General features: G+C 77.4%; 1 protein-coding gene. It reads left to right on the top strand.

Features of this window, described 5'->3' with window-relative positions; all coding sequences use genetic code 11:
• Nucleotides 1-146: 146 nt before the first annotated feature.
• Nucleotides 147-18,878: a non-ribosomal peptide synthase/polyketide synthase gene (locus tag AB0O91_RS25245; protein WP_363437078.1), complete on the top strand. Its 18,732-nt coding sequence runs from the start codon at nt 147-149 to the stop codon at nt 18,876-18,878.
• Nucleotides 18,879-18,881 lie beyond the last annotated feature (3 nt).

Below are 18,881 nucleotides of genomic sequence, written 5' to 3'. Positions count from 1 at the left end.
CGCCCGGCTCACCCCGGCGCGGCCCGTACCGCCTCGTACCGCCGTCAGACCCGTACCGCCGTCACGTCCGTACCGCGGCGCCGGGGCCGGTCCCCGCCGTCCCGCCGCCCGCGTCGCTCCCTCCCCGTCCGGAAGGACCCCCCGTCATGGCCGCCCAGCCCGCCCAGCCCGCGCGTCCGTCCGCCCCGCCGCAGCCCAGGGACGCCGACCCGACCCCGGCGGCCCGGACGCTCGACGGGCTGTTCGCCGCCCGGGTGGCCGAGGCGCCGGACGCGCCCGCGCTGACCGACGGCCGGCGCACCTGGAGCTACCGGGAGCTGGCCGACCGGGTCGAGCGGCTGGCCCGGGCGCTGCGACGGCGCGGTGCGGGGCCCGAGCGGACGGTGGCGCTGGTCCTGCCGCGCTCGATGGAGCTGATCGCGGCGGAGCTGGCGGTCGCCCGGGCCGGCGCGGCCTTCCTGCCCGTGGACCCGGCCTACCCGGCCGAGCGGCGGGCGATGATGCTCGCCGACGCCGCGCCCGCGGTGGTGCTGGACGACCCGGCCCTCGTCGGCGGGCTGCTCGATGCGGCCGACGCCGACGGGCTGCTCGAAGCGGTCGACAACGCCGGGCTGCTCGAAGCGGCCGACGCCGACGGCACCGAGGGCACCGACCGCGCGGCGTACGTCATCTACACCTCCGGCTCCACCGGGACGCCCAAGGGAGTGGTGGTCACCCACCGGGGGATCGCCGGGTTCACCGCGGCGGCCGTCGAGCGCTACGCGATCCGCCCCGGTGACCGGGTGCTGCAGTTCTCCTCGCCCAGCTTCGACGCCTCCGTGCTGGAACTGTTCACCTCCGTGCTGGCCGGGGCCACCCTGGTGGTCCCGCCGGACGGCCCCTGGCTGGGCGCCGAACTCGCCGCCGTGCTGGACGAGCACCGGATCACCCACGCGCTGATCCCGCCCGCGGCCCTGGCCACCGTGCCCGCCGGGGCCGGCCGCGGGCTGCGCACCCTGATCGTCGGCGCCGAGGCCTGCCCGGCCGACCTGGTCGACCGCTGGGCGCCCGGCCGACGCATGATCAACTCCTACGGCCCGACCGAGGCCACCATCGTCGCCACCTGGACCGGACCGCTCACCGCCGGCAGCGGCACCCCGACCATCGGCGGCGCGCTGCCGCACACCCGGGCGTACGTCCTCGACGACGCCATGCGGCCCCGACCGGCCGGGAGCGACGGCGAGTTGTACATCGGCGGGGAGGGCGTGGCGCGCGGCTACCTGGGCCGCCCCGGCCTGACCGCCGAGCGCTTCCCGCCGGACCCGTTCGGGCCGCCCGGCGCCCGGCTCTACCGCACCGGCGACCGCGCCCGGTGGACGGCCGACGGGCAGCTGGAGTTCCTCGGCCGGCTCGACCGCCAGGTCAAGATCCGCGGCTTCCGGATCGAACCCGGCGAGATCGAGGCCGCGCTGCGGGCGCACCCGGCCGTCGACCAGGCCGTCGTGGTGGTCCGCGAGGACGAGCCCGGCCGGCCCCGGCTGGTCGGCTACGCCACCCCGGCCGACCCGGCGCACACCCCGGACCCGGCCGCGCTGCGCACCGCCCTGGCCGCCGCCCTGCCGGCCCACCTGGTGCCGTCCGCCGTCGTCGTGCTGCCCGCGCTGCCGCTCACCCCGCAGCACAAGATCGACCAGCGCGCGCTGCCCGCACCCGCCCGCCCCGGCAGCACCGCGGCCGTCGCCCCGCGCACCGACACGGAACGCGCCCTGGCCGCCGTGTGGGCCGAGGTCCTCGGCGTCGACGCGGTCGGCGCCGACGACGACTTCTTCGAGCTGGGCGGCGACTCCCTGCTGGCCGCCCGCACCCTGGCCCGGACCACCGAGCGGCTGGGCGTGCCGCTCACCCTCCGGGACGTCTTCACCGCCCGCACCGTCGCCGCCCTGGCCGCGCTGGTGGACGAACGCCCCGCCGCCGCCCCGCCCGCACCGATCCCGCCCGCCCCGCCCGGCGGACCCCGGCCGGCCTCCGCCGCCCAGCGCCGGCTGTGGTTCCTGAACGACCTCGACGCCGGGGGCACCGAGTACAACACCGGGGTCGCCCTGCGGCTGCGCGGCACCCTCGACACCGAGGCGCTGCGCCGGGCGCTGCACCGGCTCGGCGGCCGGCACGCCTCGCTGCGCACCACCTTCGGCACCGTCGACGGACAGCTCGTCCAGCACGTGGCCGAGGCCGTCGAACTGCCGCTGCGCACCGGGGAACTCGACGGGCTGCCGGCCGGGGAGCGCGAGGCCGCCGCCGAACGCCTGCTGACCGAGGAGCTCGGCCGCCCGTACGACCTGGCCGCCGGTCCGCTCACCCGGGCGCTGCTGGTGCGGACCGCCGCCGAGGACCACCTGCTGCTGCTCGGGCAGCACCACATCGTCACCGACGGCCGGTCCGTCGGTGTGCTCACCCGCGAACTCGTCGCGCTCTACCGGGCGGAGGCCTCCGGCGAACCCGACGGGCTGCCCGCGCCCGCCCTGCAGTACCCCGACTTCGCGCACTGGGAGCAGCACCGCGAGGCCCCCGGGACGGCCGCCGACCTCGCCTACTGGAAGCACTGCCTGGCCGACCTCCAGCCCCTCCAACTGCCCACCGACCGGCCCCGGCCCGCGGTGCGCACCACCGCCGGCGCCGCGCTCCGCCACCACCTCCCTGCTGAACTGGTCACCCGGCTGCGGCACTTGGCGGCCGGGCGCGGCACCACGGCGTTCACCCTGTTCGCCGGGGCGGCCGCCCTGCTGTTCGCGCGCTACTCCGGCCAGCGGGACATCGCCTTCGGCACCGTCACCACCGGGCGCGACCGGCGGGAGCTGGAGGAGGTCACCGGCTTCTTCGTGAACACCGTGGTGCTGCGCGCCGACGTGGACGCCAAGGCCACCGTCGACCGCTTCACCGAGACCATGCGCACCACCCTGCTGGACGCCTTCGCGCACGCCGCCGTGCCCTTCGACCGGGTGGTCGAGGAACTGGCCCCGCCCCGGGACCCGAGCCGCACCCCGATGGTGCAGGTGCTGGTCGTCCAGCAGGACACCGTCGCCCCGCCGGCCCCCGGCGACCCGGTCTTCGCGGACCACCCGCTGCCCCGCCCGGCCGCCCGGTTCGACCTGGTACTGGAGTTCACCCCGGAGCGGGCCGGCGGCTGCGGGCTGACCGTGGAGTACAACACCGACCTGTACGACCGGCGCACGGTCGACCGGATGGCCCGGCACCTGCACCGGCTGCTCGCCGGGATGGCGGACGGCCCGCAGCGCACCCTCGCCGAACTGCCGCTGCTCTCCGAGGAGGAGCAGCGCACCCTGCTCGACTCCTGGAACCCGCCGGTGGGCGGCGGGCCGGACACCCCCGGCGCGGTGCTGCCCGGGCTGTTCGAGGCGCGGGTCGCCGACGGCCCCGGGCGGACCGCCGTCGTCCACGGTCCGGTGCGGCTGGACTACGCGACGGTGAACCGGCGCGCCAACCGGCTCGCCCGGCTGCTGGTCGCCCGGGGCGCCGGCCCGGACCGGCTGGTCGGGATCTGCCTGCCCCGCTCGGCCGAACTGCCCGCCGCGGTCTGGGCCGTGCTGAAGTCGGGCGCGGCGTACCTGCCGGTGGACCCTGGGTACCCGGCCGAGCGGATCCGGCTGATCCTGACGGACGCCGACCCGGCGATCGTGCTCGCCACCCGGGAGACCGCGGCCGCGGTGCCGGCGGGCTTCCCGGTGCTGCTGCTGGACGACGGCCCGGACCTCGACGCCGGGCCGGAGGCCGGCCTGACGGACGGCGACGCCACGGACGCCGACCTGACGGACACCGAGCCCACGGACGCCGGGCCCACGGACGCCGACCTGACGGACGCCGACCGGCGGGAGCCGCTGCTGCCCGACCACCCCGCCTACGTCATCTACACCTCCGGCTCGACCGGCCGGCCCAAGGGTGTGGTGGTCACCCACCGCAGCGTCGCCGTCCTCGCGGACTGGGCCGCGGAGCGCTTCGGCGCCGACGGGCTGGCCCACGTGCTCGCCGCCACCTCGCTCAACTTCGACGTCTCGGTCTTCGAACTGCTCTGCCCGCTGCTGGTCGGCGGGACGGTCGAGGTGGTCGCCGACCTCACCGTCCTGGCCGAGACCGACGGCGCCGGGCCGCGCCCGGTCGGCCTGCTCAGCGGCGTGCCCTCGGTGGTGTCCCGGCTGATCGCCGGGGGAGCGGCCCCGGTCGACCCGGAGACCGTGGTGCTGGCCGGTGAGGCCGTCACCGCCCGGGCGGTGCAGGACCTGCGCCGGGCCCTGCCCGGCAGCGCGGTCGCCAACCTCTACGGCCCCACCGAGGCCACCGTGTACGCCACCGCCTGGTTCGCCGGCGACCGGCTGCCGGACCAGGCACCGCCGATCGGCCGACCGCTGGGGCTGACCAGGGCCTATGTGCTGGACCACGGGCTGCGTCCGCAACCGCCGGGCGTGGTCGGCGAGTTGTACCTCGGCGGCGGCGGGCTGGCGCGCGGCTACCTGCGCCGCAGCGGGCTGACCGCCACCCGGTTCGTGGCCGACCCGTACGGCGAGCCGGGGGGCCGGATGTACCGCACCGGGGACCTCGCCCGGTGGAACGCCGACGGTGACCTGGAGTACGTCGGCCGGATCGACCAGCAGGTCAAGGTGCGCGGCTTCCGGATCGAACTCGGCGAGGTGGAGGAGGCCCTGCGGCGCTGCCCGGGCGTGGCGGAGGCGGCCGCCGCCGTCGCCGACGGGGGCGGCGGTGACGGTGGCCGGCGCCTGGTCGGGTACGTGGTGCCCGCCCCCGAGCACCGGCTGGAGCCGGCGGAGGTGCGCCGCGCGCTCGCCCTGAGCCTGCCCGACCACCTGGTGCCCGCGACCGTCCTGGTGCTGCCCGCCCTGCCGCTCAACCCCAACGGCAAGCTCGACCGCGGCCGACTGCCCGATCCCGGGCCGGCCGAGCGGACCGTCCGGCACGTCGCCCCCCGCACCCCCGCCGAGCACGCGCTCGCCGCGATCTGGACGGAGGTCCTGCGGCTGGACCGGGTCGGCGCGGACGACAACTTCTTCGACCTCGGCGGCGACTCCATCCTCGGCATCCAGGTGGTCGCCCGCGCCCGGCAGGAGGGCCTGCCGCTCACCTCCCGGGACCTCTACCGGCACCAGACGGTGGCCGCGCTGGCCCGCTGCGCCGACGACGCCGAACGACCGGCCGTCGCCGCCGCGGTGGCCGCCACCGGGCCCGGCGTGCCCACCCCGATCCAGCGCTGGTGGTTCGAGCAGGCGGCCGGCCGGGCCGGGCACTTCAACCAGGCGACGTCCCTGCTGCTGCCCGCCGACGCGGACCCGGCGGCGCTGGAGGAGGCGCTGAACGACCTGGTCGCGCACCACGACGCGCTGCGCTCCAGCTTCGAGCCGGACGGCGCATCGGACGGCGCGCGCTGGCGGATCGAGGAGCGGACCGCCCGGCTGCGGCTGGCCCGGCACACCGGACCGGACGGCGACACCCCCCACTTCGGCCCCTTCGACCTGCGCCGCGGACCGCTGCTGCGCGCCGTGCTGCACGACCGCGGCGCGGACCGGCCCCCGGTGCTGCACCTGGCCGTCCACCACCTGGTGGTCGACGGGGTCTCCTGGCGGGTCCTGCTGGAGGACCTGGACACCGCCTACCGGGCCCGCCGCGCGGGCCGGGACGGCGCGGCGGCGCTGCCCGCGAAGGCCACCCCGCTGCGCCAGTGGTCCCGGCGGCTGGCCGGGTTCGCCGCCGACGGCGGCTTCGAGGACGAGACGGAGTACTGGGCCCGGGCCGTCCCGCCGGGCCCCGACCCCGACCCCTTCCCGGCCGACGACCCGGCGGGCGCCGACGACTACGCCTCGGCCCGCTCGGTGACCGTCCGGCTGGACCGCGCCGACACCGCCGCCCTGCTGCGCACCCTGCCCGACACCTACCGCACCCAGGCCAACGACGTGCTGCTGAGCGCCCTCGGCCGCGCCCTGGGCCGGGCGGACGGCCCGGCCCGGGTGGTGGTGGACGTCGAGGGGCACGGCCGCGAGGAGCTGTTCCCCGAGCTGGACCTCGGCCGCACCGTCGGCTGGTTCACCACCCGGCACCCGGTCGCCCTGGCGGTGCCCGCCGGAGCCGACTGGGACACCGTGCTCAAGCAGGTCAAGGAGCAGCTGCGGGCCGTCCCCCGGCGCGGCCTCGGCTTCGACGCGCTGCGCCAGTTCGGCCGCCCCGGGACGGCGCCCGCCGCCCAGGCCGCCCGGATCAGCTTCAACTACCTGGGCCGGATGGACGTCCCGGACGCCGCCGAGGGGCTGCTGCGCGGCACCTTCCGGCCGCTGGAGCTGGACGCCGACCCGGCCACCGGGCGCCCGCACGCCCTCGAGGTGGTCGGACATCTCGTCGACGACGTCCTGGAGTTCACCTTCTTCTACGCCGGGAGCCGGTACCGCCCGGCCACCGTCGGGGCACTGGCCCGGCGCTACGCGGAGGAACTCGCCGACCTCGCCCGCTTCGCCGCCCGCCCCGACGCGGCCGGCCGGACCCCGTCCGACTTCCCGCTGGCCCGGCTCGACCAGCCGGCCGTCGACCGGATCACCGGGGACGACCCGGGCGCGGTCGAGGACGTCCTCCCGCTGACGCCCACCCAGGCCGGGATGCTCTTCCACGGCCTCGCCGAGGAGGACAGCGGCGCCTACTTCCAGCAGCTCGACTTCGTGCTGGACGGCGTGCCCGACCCGGCGCGGCTGGCCGAGGCCTGGCAGTGGGTGAGCGACCGCACCGAGGTGCTGCGCGCCGAGGTCCGCTGGCAGGGCGTCCCCGAGCCGGTGCTGGTGGTCCACCGCCGGGCCGAGCTGCCGGTCGCCCGGCTGGACTGGCGCGAGGTGCCGGAGCCCGACCGCCCGGCCCGGCTGGCCGAACTGCTGGACCGTGACCGGGCCCGCGGCCTCGACCTCGACCTGGCCCCGCTCCAGCGGCTGGTGCTGATCCGCCTCGCCGACGACCGGGTGCGGGTGCTGTGGTCCTTCCACCACCTGGTGCTGGACGGCTGGAGCCTGTTCCAGGTGCTCTCGGACGTCTTCGCCGTGCACGCCGTCCTGGCCCGCTCGGGGCCGGCGGCGGACGTGCCGTACGGCACCGTCCCGGAGCGCCGCCCGTACCGCGACTACGTCGGCTGGCTGGCCGAGCGGGACCCGGCCGAGGCCGAGGGGCACTGGCGCGGGCGGCTGGCCGGGCTCACCGAGCCGACCCCGCTGCCGTACGACCGCGAGCCGCGGCAGAGCCACCGCGCGGAGTCCACCCAGGCGGTGCCGTTCACCCTGCCCGCCGCCGCGACCCGGGCCCTGGAGGAGCTCGCCCGGGGCGCCGGGCTCACCCTGAACACCGTGGTCCAGGGCGCCTGGGCGATCCTGCTCGGCCGCCAGGCGAACCGCGCCGACGTCCTGTTCGGCACCACCTCCTCGGGGCGGCCGCCCGAGCTGCCCGGGGTGGAGTCGATGACCGGCCTGTTCATCACCACCCTGCCGACCCGGACCACGGTGCCCGCCGACGGCACCCTGCTGGACTGGCTGCGCGCCCTCCAACGGGAGCAGAGCGAGGACCGGCGGCACGGCCACCTCCCGCTCACCCGCCTGCGGGCCGCCACCGAACTGCCCGAGCAGAGCGCGCTGTTCGACAGCCTGGTGGTCTTCGAGAACTACCCCGTGGACGACGACGCGGCCGCCGCCCACGGCCTGCGGCTGCGCGAGCTGGACGGGATCGAGACCACCAACTACCCGCTCGCCCTGATCGCCTACCCGGGCCCGGAGCTGGCCCTGCGGCTCTGCTACGACCCCCGGCTGTTCGACGCCGCCACGATCCGGCGGACGGCCCGGCAGCTCACCGCCCTGCTGACCGCGCTGCCCGGCGCGGCCGGGCGCCCGCCCGCGCGGATCCCGCTGCTGGCCGCCGAGGAGCGCCGACGGGTCCTGGTCGACTGGAACGACACCGCGGTCGAGCGGCCCGAGCGGGACATCGCCGAGCTGTTCGCCGAACAGGTCCGGCGCCGCCCCGACGCGGTCGCCCTGGAGGCGGGCGGGGAGCGCCTGAGCTACCGCGAACTCGACGCCCGCGCCGCCGCGTTGGCCGCCCGGCTGGCCGCACTCGGGGTCGGCCCCGAGCGGTCGGTCGGGGTCCTGATGAACCGTTCCGTCGCCCTGGTCGTCGCCCAGCTGGCGCTGGTCCGCAGCGGCGGGGTCTACGTGCCGCTGGACGGCCGGGCGCCGCGCGAGCGGCTGCTCGGGATGCTCGCCGCGGCCGGCGCCGAGCTGCTGCTCACCGACCCCGACTCGGCCGGCACGGCCGCCGGACTGGGACCTGCGGAAAGGGTTCTGCTGGTCGACGGCGGACCGGCCGACCCGAGCGTGACCGCCGACCCGAGCGTGACCGCCGACCCGGGCGCGACGGCCGACCCGGGCGTGCCGGCCGCCGGGGCAGCGCCCGTCCACCCCGACCACGTCCAGTACCTGATGTTCACCTCCGGCTCCACCGGCACCCCCAAGGGCGTCGCGGTCCGCCGCCGCGACGTCGCCGCGCTCGCCCGGGACCGCGCCTTCGCCGGGCACGACCGGGTGCTGGTGCACTCCCCGCACGCCTTCGACGCCGCCACCTACGAACTCTGGGTGCCGCTGCTGCGCGGCGGCACCGCCGTGCTGGCCCCGCCCGGGGAGGTGGACGCCGCCGTGGTCCGGCACGCCGTCACCGAGCAGGGCGTGCGCTGCCTCTTCCTGACCATCGGGCTGTTCCGGCTGCTCGCCCAGGAGGACCCGGGCTGCCTGCGCGGGGCCCGGGAGGTGTGGACCGGCGGCGAGGCGGTGCCGGGCGCGGTGGTGGGCCGGGTGCTGGAGGCCTGCCCCGGGCTCACCGTCGTCGACGTCTACGGCCCGACCGAGACCACCACCTTCGCCACCCGCCGGGCCTTCCGTCCCGGCGACCCGCTGCCCGCCGTGCTGCCGATCGGCCGCCCGCTGGACAACACCCGGGCGTACGTCCTGGACGGCGCGCTCCAGCCGCAACCCCCGGGCATCACGGGTGAGTTGTACCTGGCCGGGGCCGGGCTGGCGCGCGGCTACGCGGGCCGCCCCGGCGAGACCGCCGCGCGCTACCTCGCCGACCCCTACGGCCCGCCCGGCAGCCGGATGTACCGCACCGGGGACACCGTCCGCTGGAGCGAGGACGGCGAGCTGCAGTTCGTCGGCCGCGCGGACGACCAGATCAAGATCCGCGGCTTCCGGATCGAACCCGCCGAGATCGAGGCCCGGCTGACCGCCCACCCAGCCGTCGCCGAGGCCGTGGTCTCGCTGAACCAGGGCGGCGGACGCAAGCGGCTGGTCGCCCACCTGGTGCCCGCCGAGGGCGCCGACGGCACCGTGCCGCCCGCCGCCGCGGCCCTGCGCGCCCACCTGGCCGCCGACCTGCCCGACTACATGCTGCCCGCCGCGTTCGTCACGGTGCCCGCACTCCCGCTGACCGCCAACGGCAAGGTGGACCGCCGCCGACTGCCCGCCCCCGACTGGTCCACGGCCGGCGGCGCCGCCCACCGCGCCCCGCGCACCGACGCCGAACGCGCCCTCGCCGGGATCTGGGCGGAGCTGCTCGGCGTCGAACGGGTCGGCCTGGACGACGACTTCTTCCTGCTCGGCGGCGACTCCATCCTGAGCATCCAGGTGGTCTCCCGGGCCCGCGCCGCCGGACTCGCGCTCTCCCCGCGCGACCTCTTCCGGCACCCCACCGTGGCCGCGCTGGCCGCCGCCGCCGGCACCGCCGCCACCGTCCTCGGCACCGAACCGGTCAGCGGTGAGGTCGGGCTGACGCCCATCCAGCACTGGTTCCTCGACCCGCACCCGGCCCAGGCCCACCACTTCAACCAGTCCCTGGTGGTGGAGACGCCCGGCGCCGTCGACCCGGCGGCCCTGCGCCGCGCCCTGACCGCCCTGTGGGCCCAGCACGACGCGCTGCGCTGCCGCTTCGCCCCCGGCCCGGACGGCCGCTGGCAGCAGCACTGCGAACCCGCCGACGCCACCGCCCCCGAACTGCTGGAGGTGCACGCCGGGGAGGACGAGGCGGCGGTGACCGAGGCCGCCCAGGCGGGCTTCCGGCTGGACACCGGCCCGCTGTTCACCGCCCGGCTGTTCACCGGCCCGACCACCGGCCGGCTGCTGCTCACCGTCCACCACCTGGTCGTCGACGGCGTCTCCTGGCGGGTCCTGCTGGAGGACCTGGAGACCGCCTACCGGCAGGCCGTCGAGGGCCGCCCGCTGCGCCTGCCCGCCCGCACCAGCTCCGTCCGGGAGTGGACCCGCCGGCTGCGCGCCCACACCGGGGCCGGCGGCTTCGCCGACCAGCACGCGCACTGGACGGCCGCCGCCCGGGCCTGCGAGGCGCCGCTGCCGGTGGACGGCGAGGGCGCCAACACCGCCGCCGAGCTGGGCACGGTGACCGTCCGGCTCGACCGCGAACGCACCGACCGGCTGCTGCGGCAGGTCCCCGCCGTCTACCGCACCCGGATCGACGACGTGCTGCTCACCGCCCTGGGCCGGGTGCTCGCCGAGTGGACCGGCCGCCCCACCGTGGCGATCGGCCTGGAGGGCCACGGCCGCGAGGACGCCCTGTTCGAGGGCGTCGACCTGTCCCGCACCGTCGGCTGGTTCACCTCCCTGTACCCCGTCGCGCTGGCCGTCCCCGCCGCTCCCGACGGGGACTGGGGCGCCGCGCTGAAGTCCGTCAAGGAGCAGCTGCGCGCGGTGCCGGACCGCGGCCTCGGCTACGGCGCGCTGCGCCACCTGGCCGGGGAGCGGTTCGCGGACGCCCCCGCCCCCGGGATCAGCTTCAACTACCTGGGCCGCTTCGACTGGTCCGCCGACGGCGCCGCCCTGGTGCGCGCCGTCCCCGGCGGCCTCGGCGGCTCGGAGGCGCCCGGCACCGAGCGCCCCCACCTGCTGGACGTGGTCGCCCGGGTCGAGGACGGCGAACTGGAGGTCGGCTGGTACTACAGCACCGGACGGCACCGCGCGGAGACCGTCACCGCCCTCGCGGACGCCCTGCTCCGGGCGCTGGAGGGGATCGTCGCCCACTGCGCCCGCCCCGGCGCCGGCGGCCGCACCCCGTCCGACTTCCCGCTGGCCCGGCTGGACCAGGCCGCGGTGGACCGGATCGTCGGGGACGGCCGGAGCGTCGCCGACGTCCACCCGCTGACGCCGATGCAGGCCGGGATGCTGTTCCACAGCCTGCTGGAGCCGGACGGCGACACCTACGTCAACCAGGTCCAGCTGGTGCTGACCGGGGTCACCGACCCGCGGGCGCTGGCCGAGGCCTGGCAGGCGACCGTCGACGCCAACCCGGTGCTGCGCACCCGGCTCAGCTGGCAGGACACCGCCGAGCCGGTCCAGGTCGTGCAGCAGCGGGTCGTCCTGCCGGTGGCCCGGCACGACTGGACGGACCGGCCCGCCGAGCAGGTCGCCCGGGACACCGCCCGGCTGCTCGCCGCCGACCGCGAGGCCGGCATCGACCTGGCCGCCGGGCCGCTGCTGCGGCTCTCCCTGGTGCGGCTCGGCGCCGACCGGGTCCGGGTCGTCTGGACCTTCCACCACGTGCTGCTGGACGGCTGGAGCGCCGCCCAGGTCTTCGACGAGGTCTGCGAGCGCTACGCCGCGCTCACCGCCGGCCGCCCCCCGCAGCTCGCCGACCGCGCCCCCTACGCCGACTACCTGCGCTGGCTGTCCGAACAGGACCAGGAACAGGCCGAACGGCACTGGCGCGCCACCCTGGCGGGCTTCCCCGCCCCCACCGAACTGCCCCGGGACCGCCGCCCCGCCGAGGCCCACCGGGCCTCCTCCTCCGCCAAGGTGCGGATCAGCCTGGGCGCCGGACTCTCCGCGCGGCTGCGCGACACCGCCCGGCAGGCCGGGCTCACCGTCAACACCGTGCTCCAGGGCGCCTGGGCGCTGCTGCTCTCCCGCTACGGCGGCGGGCCGGACGTGGTGTTCGGCACCATCGTCTCCGGCCGGCCCGCCGAACTCCCCGGCGTCACCTCGATGGTGGGGCTGTTCATCAACGCCCTGCCGACCCGGGCCCGGATCGACGACCGGCGCCCGCTGGGGGAGTGGCTGCGGGAGCTCCAGGACACCCAGTCGGAGGCGCGCCGGTACGACTCGGTCTCCCTCGCCCAGCTCCAGAACTGGAGTGAACTGCCCGGCGGGACGGCCCTGTTCGACAGCATCGTGGTCTTCGAGAACTACCCGTTCGACGCGGGGGCGCTGACCCGGCACGGCCTGTCCGTGGAGACCGAGCACGTCCTGGAGCCGACCAGCTACCCGCTGAGCGTGGTGGTCGCCCCCGGCGAGTCCATCGCGGTCGACCTCGACCACGACCCGGCCGCCTTCGACACCGCCACCGTCGAGGGGATCGGGGCGAGCCTGCGCACCCTGCTGGCGGCGCTCGCCACCGGCCTGGACCGGCCCGCCGCCGAACTGCCGCTGCTGGCCCCGGCGGAGGGCCGCGAGCTGGTCGAGCGCCTCGGCGGGAAGCCGACCCGGCTGCCCGCGGGCACCCTGCCCGAGGCCTTCGCCCGGCAGGCCGCCCGCACCCCCGACGCCCCGGCCGTCCGCTCCGGCGACACCCTGCTGAGCTACCGGGAGCTGGACGAGCGCTCCAACCGGCTGGCCCGGCTGCTGATCGCGGCCGGCGCGGGCCCCGAGCGCTTCGTCGCGCTCGCGCTGCCCCGCACCGCCGACCTGGTGGTGGCCCTGCTGGCGGTGCTCAAGAGCGGCGCCGGCTACCTGCCGGTCGACCCGGGGTACCCGGCCGAGCGGATCGCCTACCTCTTCGAGGACGTCCGGCCGGACGCCGTGGTCACCGACACCGGGGCCCGGGAGCGGCTGCCGGAGGGCCCGTACACCCGGATCGTGCTCGACGACCCGGCCAGTGCCGCCCGGCTCGCTGCTGCCTCCGCCGACCCGGTGAACGTGCAGGAACGATCCGCCCCGCTGCTGCCCGGCCACCCCGCCTATGTCATCCACACCTCCGGCTCCACCGGCCGGCCCAAGGGCGTGGTGGTCGCCCACGCCTCCGTGCTGGCCCTCACCGACTGGGCGGCCGAGGAGTTCGGCGGCCGCGGCCTCGCCCACGTGATCGCCGCCACCTCGCTCAACTTCGACGTGTCGGTGTTCGAGATCTTCTCGCCGCTGCTCTCCGGCGGCTGCGTGGAACTCCTCCGGGACCTCCTGGCCCTCGCCGAACGGCCCGGCCGCTGGCAGGCCGGGCTGGTCTCCGCCGTGCCCTCCGCGCTCGGCGGGCTGCTCGCCGAGAACACCGTCCGGCTCGCCGCGGACACCGTGCTGCTGGCCGGCGAGGCGCTGCCCGCCCGTACCGTGCGCCAGCTCCGGGCCGCCGTCCCCGGCTGCCGGGTGCTCAACGTCTACGGCCCCACCGAGGCCACCGTCTACGCCACCGCCGCCCTCTGCGACCCCGCCGACCCCGACCGCGACCCGCCGATCGGCCGGCCGGTCGGCGGCGCCCGGGCCTACGTCCTGGACGAGCGGCTGCGCCCGGTGCCGATCGGCGCGCCGGGCGAGCTCCACCTGGCCGGCACCGGCGTGGCCCGCGGCTACCTGGGCCGCCCCGGCCTGACCGCCGCCCGCTTCCTGCCCGACCCCTTCGGCCCGCCCGGCGCCCGGATGTACCGCACCGGGGACGTCGTGCGCTGGACGGCCGACGGACAGCTGCGCTACCTCGGCCGCGCCGACGACCAGGTCAAGGTCCGCGGCTTCCGGATCGAACTCGGCGAGCTGGAGGCCGCGTTGGCCCGCCACCCGCAGGTCGCCGCGGCGGCCGCCCGGGTGCTGGAGCAGGACGGCCACAAGCGGCTGGTCGGCTACGCGGTGCCCCGCGGCGGCGACCTGCCGGACCCGGCCGGCTGGCGGGCCTTCCTCGGCCGCACCCTCCCCGAACACCTGGTGCCCGCCCTGGTGGTGCCGCTGGAGCGGCTGCCGCTCGGCGCCACCGGCAAGCTCGACCGGCGCGCCCTGCCCGTCCCGGCCTGGCACGCCCCGGCCGCCGGCGCCACCCGGCCGCCCCGCACCGCCACCGAACGGGCCCTCGCCGCGATCTGGTCCGAGGTCCTCGGCGTGCCCGAAGTCGGCGCGGACGACAACTACTTCGCGCTCGGCGGCGACTCCATCCTGGGCATCCAGATCGTCTCGGCGGCCCGCCGGGCCGGCCTCACCCTGACCCCGCGCCACCTGTTCGCCCACCAGACCCTGGCCGAACTCGCCCGGGCCGCCGAGGACGCGCCCCGGCCGGCCGGCCCCGACGAGCAGGGCCCGGTGACCGGCGACGCCCCGCTCACCCCGGTCCAGCACTGGCTGTTCGACACCCTCGACGGCGACCCGGCCCGGCTCACCCAGTCCGTCGCCTTCCGGCTCGCCCCCGACACCGACGAGCAGCTGCTGCGGGCCGCCCTGGCCGCCGTGCTGGAGCGGCACGACGCGCTGCGACTGCGCTACCAGCCGCTGGAGCACGGCCGGTGGCGCCAGCACGGCACCGAACCCGGCCCGGCACCCGAGCTGAGCACCCACCGGCTGCGCGGCGACGAGGAGTTCCAGCGGCTGCGCGACGACCTGGCCGACGGCTTCGACCTGACCGCCGGCCCCCTGCTGCGCGCCGCGCTCTGCCACCTCGCCGACGACCCGCACCCCGTGCTGCTGCTGGCCGCCCACCACCTGGTGGTGGACGCGGTCTCCTGGCGGCTGATCCTGGAGGACCTGGACACCGCCCACCGGGCCCTGCGGGACGGACGCCGGCCCGACCTCGGCCCCCGCAGCGCCTCCTTCCTGACCTGGGCCGACCGGCTCGACCGGCACGCCCGGGACGGCGGCTTCGACGCCGAACTCGCCCACTGGCGGGGCGTGGAGGCCGCGACCCCGCTGCCGACCGACCTCGACGGCGCCAACACGGCCGCCGAGGAGGAGACGCTGACCGTCGCCCTGGACCAGGAGGAGACCAGGCGGCTGCTCCAGGACGTGCCCGAGGCCTACCGCACCCGGGTCAACGACGTGCTGCTCTGCGCCCTGGGCCGGGTCCTGGCCCGCTGGACCGGCCGGGATACGGCCGCGGTCGCCCTGGAGGGCCACGGCCGCGAGGACCTCCTCGGCCTCGACCTCTCGCGCACCGTCGGCTGGTTCACCGCGATGTACCCCGTGATCCTGGACGTGCCGCGGAGCGCCGACACCGGCACCGCGCTCAAGACCGTCAAGGAGAACCTGCGCGCCGTCCCCGGCGGCGGCCTCGGCTACGGCGCCCTGCGCCACCTGGGCGACGCCCGCGACCTGCCCGGCCTGCCGCAGATCGGCTTCAACTACCTCGGCCGGCAGGACTGGACCGCCACCCCGGGCGGCCTGCTGCACTCCCCGTACGGGCCGCTCACCGGCGGCCTGGACCGCACCGCCGAACGGCCGCACCTGCTCGACCTGCTCGGCCGGGTGGCGGACGGCCGGCTCGAGTTCAGCTGGTCCTACTCCCGGGAACGGCACCGTCCGGCCACCGTCGCCCGGCTCGCCGCCGAACTGCTCGACGAACTGCGGGAGATCGTCCGGCACTGCGCCGGACCCGGCGCCGGCGGCCGCACCCCGTCCGACTTCCCGCTGGCCCGGCTCGACCAGGCCGCCGTGGACCGGCTGGTCGGCACCGGCCGCGAGGTGGCGGACCTCCAGCCGCTCACCCCCACCCAGACCGGCATGGTGCTGCACGGCCTGGACGAGGCCGAACACGGCCTGTACGTCGAGCAGATCACCTTCGTGCTGGACGGCGCCCGCGACCCGGAGCCGCTGGCCGCCGCCTGGCAGCACGTGGTCGACCGCACGCCCGTGCTGCGCACCGCCGTCGTCCTGCGGGACGTCCCGGTGCCGCTCCAGGCGGTGCACCGGCGGGCGACCCTGCCGGTCACCCACCACGACTGGCGCACCCTGCCCGAGGCCGGGCGCGCCACCCGGCTGGAAGAGCTGCTGGCCGAGGAGCGCTCCCGCCCGCTCGCCCTGGACCGGGCCCCGCTGCTGCGGCTCCACCTGATCCGGCTCGGCCCGGACGCGATCCGGGTCGTCTGGACCTTCCACCACGTGCTGCTGGACGGCTGGAGCGTCTTCCACGTGCTCGCCGACGTGCTGGCCGCGCACGCCGCGCTGGCCGCCGGCGACCGCCCGGACCTGCCCGCGCGCCGGCCCTTCGGCGACTACGTGAGCTGGCTGGCCGCCGGCGGCAGCGCCGACCGCACCGGCGCGGCCGCCGACCACTGGCGGGCGGCGCTCGCCGACCTCACCGCGCCCACCCCGCTGCCCTACCACCGCCGCCCCGCCCCCGGCGACACCACCCGCTCCGGGCAGTGGCTCTCGCACCGGCTCGACGCGGCCGCCACCCGGCAGCTCCAGGACTTCGCCCGCCGCCACCGGATCACCCTCAACACGCTGGTCCAGGGAGCCTGGGCGCTGCTGCTCGCCCAGCGCAGCGGGGAGAGCCGGGTGTGCTTCGGCACCACCGTCTCCGGGCGCCCGGCCGAACTGACCGGCGCGGACGCCATCATCGGCCTGTTCATCACCACCCTGCCCGCCCTGGTCGCCGTCGACGGCGCCCGGCCCTGCGCGGACTGGCTGCGCGCCCTCCAGGAGGAGCGCGCCGAGGACCGCCGGTTCGAGCACCTGCCGCTGGCCGAGATCCAGGCCCTCGGCCAACTCCCGCCCGGAACCGGACTGTTCGACAGCCTGGTGGTGCTGGAGAACTACCCGGTCAGCGAGGCGACGGCCGACGGCCAGGGCCTGCGGATCCGCGAACTGGACGCCCGGGAGGCAACCAACTACCCGCTCACCGTGGTCGTCTCGCCCGGCGAACGGCTCGCCGTCGAACTCGGCCACGACCCCCGCTACCTCGACCGGCGGACCGCCCGCGGCCTGGCCGACCAACTCCTGCACATCCTGGACGCGTTGGCCGCCACCGACGGCGCCACCCGGCTGGACGCGCTCGACCTGCTGCCGCCCGGCGAGCGGGACCGGCTGCTGCACGGACCGGCCCGCCCGGAGACCGCCCCGGTCGCCCCGGCGAGCCTGCCCGCCCTGGTCGAGGCCGCCGTCGACCGCTGGCCGACCGCCGTCGCCCTGAGCACCGACGGCCAGGACCTGACCTTCGCCGAACTCGAGGCCCACGCCAACCGGCTGGCGCACCGGCTGATCGCCCGCGGGGCCGGCCCCGGCACCGTGGTCGCCCTGCTGCTGCCGCGCTCGGCGGACACGCCGCTGGCCGAGCTGGCGGTCGCCAAGGCCGGCGCCGCCTTCCTCCCGGTCGACCCCACCTACCCCGACGAGCGGGTGGAGGCGATGCTGCGCGACGCGGCCCCCGGACTCACCCTGGACGCCAAGGAAGTGGCCGCCCTGCTGGCCGCCGCACCGGACGGCACCCCCGGGCACCGCCCCACCGACGCCGACCGGACCCGCCCGCTCGACCTCGACGACCCCGCCTACGTGATCTACACCTCCGGCTCCACCGGCACCCCCAAGGGCGTCGTCCTCACCCACCGCGGCCTGGCCGGCTTCGCCGCCGCCGAGGCCGCGCACTACCGGGTCGCCCCCGGGGACCGGGTGCTGGCCTTCGCCACCCCCAGCTTCGACGCCTCGGTGCTGGAACTCTGCCTGGCCCTGCCGCACGGCGCCCGGCTGGTCGTCCCGCCGCCCGGGCCGCTGCTCGGCGCCCCGCTCGCCGAACTGCTGCGGGCCGAGCGGATCACCCACACCCTGCTGCCGCCCGCCGCGCTCGCCACCCTGCCGGCCGACACCCCCGGCACGCTGCCCGCGCTGAAGACCCTGATCGTCGGCGCGGACGCCTGCGGCGCCGACCTGGTCGCCCGCTGGGCCCCGCACCACCGGATGGTCAACTCCTACGGCCCCACCGAGGCCACCGTGGTCGCCACCTGGTCCGCGCCGCTGGCCCCGGACGGCGCCGCCCCGCCGATCGGCCGCCCGCTGCCCGGCACCGGCGCGTACGTCCTGGACGCCCGACGGCGCCCGGTGCCCGACGGCACCCCCGGCGAACTCTGGCTGAGCGGACCGTCGTTGGCCCGCGGCTACCTGCGCCGCCCGGGCCTGACCGCGGCCCGGTTCACCGCCGACCCGTACGGGCCGCCCGGCAGCCGGATGTACCGCACCGGCGACCTGGTGCGCCGCGACCACCGGGGCGAACTGCACTACCTCGGCCGCACCGACCACCAGCTGAAGCTGCGCGGCCACCGGATCGAGGCGGGCGAGGTCGAAGCCGTCCTGGTGCGCCACCCGGCCGTGCTGGACGCCGTGGTGACCATCCGGGAGGACGAGCCCGGGCTGCCCCGGCTGGTCGCCCACCTGCTGGCCGCCCCCGGCACCGAACCGCCCACCGGCGCCGAACTGCGGGCGCTGGCCGCCCGCTCGCTGCCCGGCCCGATGGTCCCGACGGCCTTCGCCGTCCTCGACCGCTTCCCGCTCACCCCCGGCGGGAAGACCGACCGGGCCGCGCTGCCCGCGCCCCGGCCCGCCGCCGAGGAGACGCTCGAACGGCTGGCCCCCCGGACCCCCACCGAGGAGGCGGTCGCCGAGCTCTGGGCCGAGGCCCTGGGCACCGCCGTCGGCGTCACCGACGACTTCTTCCTGCTCGGCGGCGACTCCATGCGGGCCCTGCTGATCGCCTCCCGCGCCAACGATGCCTTCGGCGTCACGCTCACCCCGCGTGACGTGCTGGTCTCCCGCACCGTGGCCGAACTGGCCGAACTGGTCGAGGACCTGGTGCTGAGCGAACTCGAAGACGCCGCGACCGGCGGCCCCGACGATGACGAACGGTGAGGA

Origin of the sequence: Kitasatospora sp. NPDC089797 (assembly GCF_040684795.1) — a bacterium.
Classification (GTDB): domain Bacteria; phylum Actinomycetota; class Actinomycetes; order Streptomycetales; family Streptomycetaceae; genus Kitasatospora.
Note: the sequence above shows the minus strand (reverse complement) of the source record. Positions and strands in the feature narration are given on the sequence as shown.